Genomic DNA, 1152 nt, shown 5'->3' on the forward strand with positions numbered 1-1152 from the left:
GGTCTGCAGATCATGTCGAACGAGCAGTTCAACCAGGCGTTCACGATGCACGGCACGATCATGCTGCTGATGTTCGCGACGCCGCTGTTCGCCGGCTTCGCGAACTGGATCATGCCGCTGCAGATCGGCGCGCCGGACGTGGCCTTCCCCCGGCTGAACATGTTCGCCTACTGGCTGTACCTGTTCGGCTCGCTCATCGCGGTCGGCGGCTTCCTCACCCCCGACGGCGCGGCCGACTTCGGCTGGTTCGCCTACTCCCCGCTGTCCGACGCGGTCCGCTCCCCGGGCATCGGCGCCGACCTGTGGATCATGGGCCTGGCCTTCTCCGGCTTCGGCACCATCCTCGGCTCGGTCAACTTCATCACCACCATCATCTGCATGCGCGCCCCCGGCATGACCATGTTCCGCATGCCGATCTTCGTGTGGAACGTGCTGCTGACCGCGGTGCTGGTGCTGCTGGCCTTCCCGGTCCTGGCCGCCGCCCTGTTCGCCCTGGAGGCGGACCGCAAGTTCGGCGCCCACATCTTCGACTCCGCCAACGGCGGGGCCCTGCTGTGGCAACACCTCTTCTGGTTCTTCGGCCATCCCGAGGTGTACATCATCGCGCTGCCGTTCTTCGGCATCATCAGCGAGGTCATCCCGGTCTTCTCCCGCAAGCCGATGTTCGGCTACATGGGCCTGATCGCGGCGACCATCGCCATCGCGGGGTTGTCGGTGACGGTGTGGGCGCACCACATGTACGTCACCGGCGGTGTGCTGCTGCCGTTCTTCTCCTTCATGACGTTCCTGATCGCGGTGCCGACGGGCGTGAAGTTCTTCAACTGGATCGGCACGATGTGGAAGGGCTCGCTGTCCTTCGAGACGCCGATGCTGTGGGCGACCGGCTTCCTGATCACCTTCACCTTCGGTGGTCTGACCGGTGTCATCCTGGCCTCGCCGCCGATGGACTTCCACGTGTCCGACTCCTACTTCGTGGTGGCGCACTTCCACTACGTGGTGTTCGGCACGGTCGTGTTCGCGATGTTCTCCGGCTTCCACTTCTGGTGGCCGAAGATGACCGGCAAGATGCTCGACGAGCGCCTCGGCAAGATCACGTTCTGGACGCTGTTCATCGGCTTCCACGGCACCTTCCTGGTCCAGCACTGGCTGGGC

At 64.5% G+C, this 1152-nt stretch carries 1 protein-coding gene; it reads left to right on the forward strand.

All coding sequences use genetic code 11. The annotated features are described in order from the left end of the window. On the forward strand, positions 1–1152 hold a 1152-nt coding region (locus ACP4J3_RS50705; RefSeq protein WP_426545075.1), incomplete at both ends, for a cbb3-type cytochrome c oxidase subunit I.

Source organism: Streptomyces sp. UG1, assembly GCF_049974585.1.
Lineage (GTDB): Bacteria > Actinomycetota > Actinomycetes > Streptomycetales > Streptomycetaceae > Streptomyces.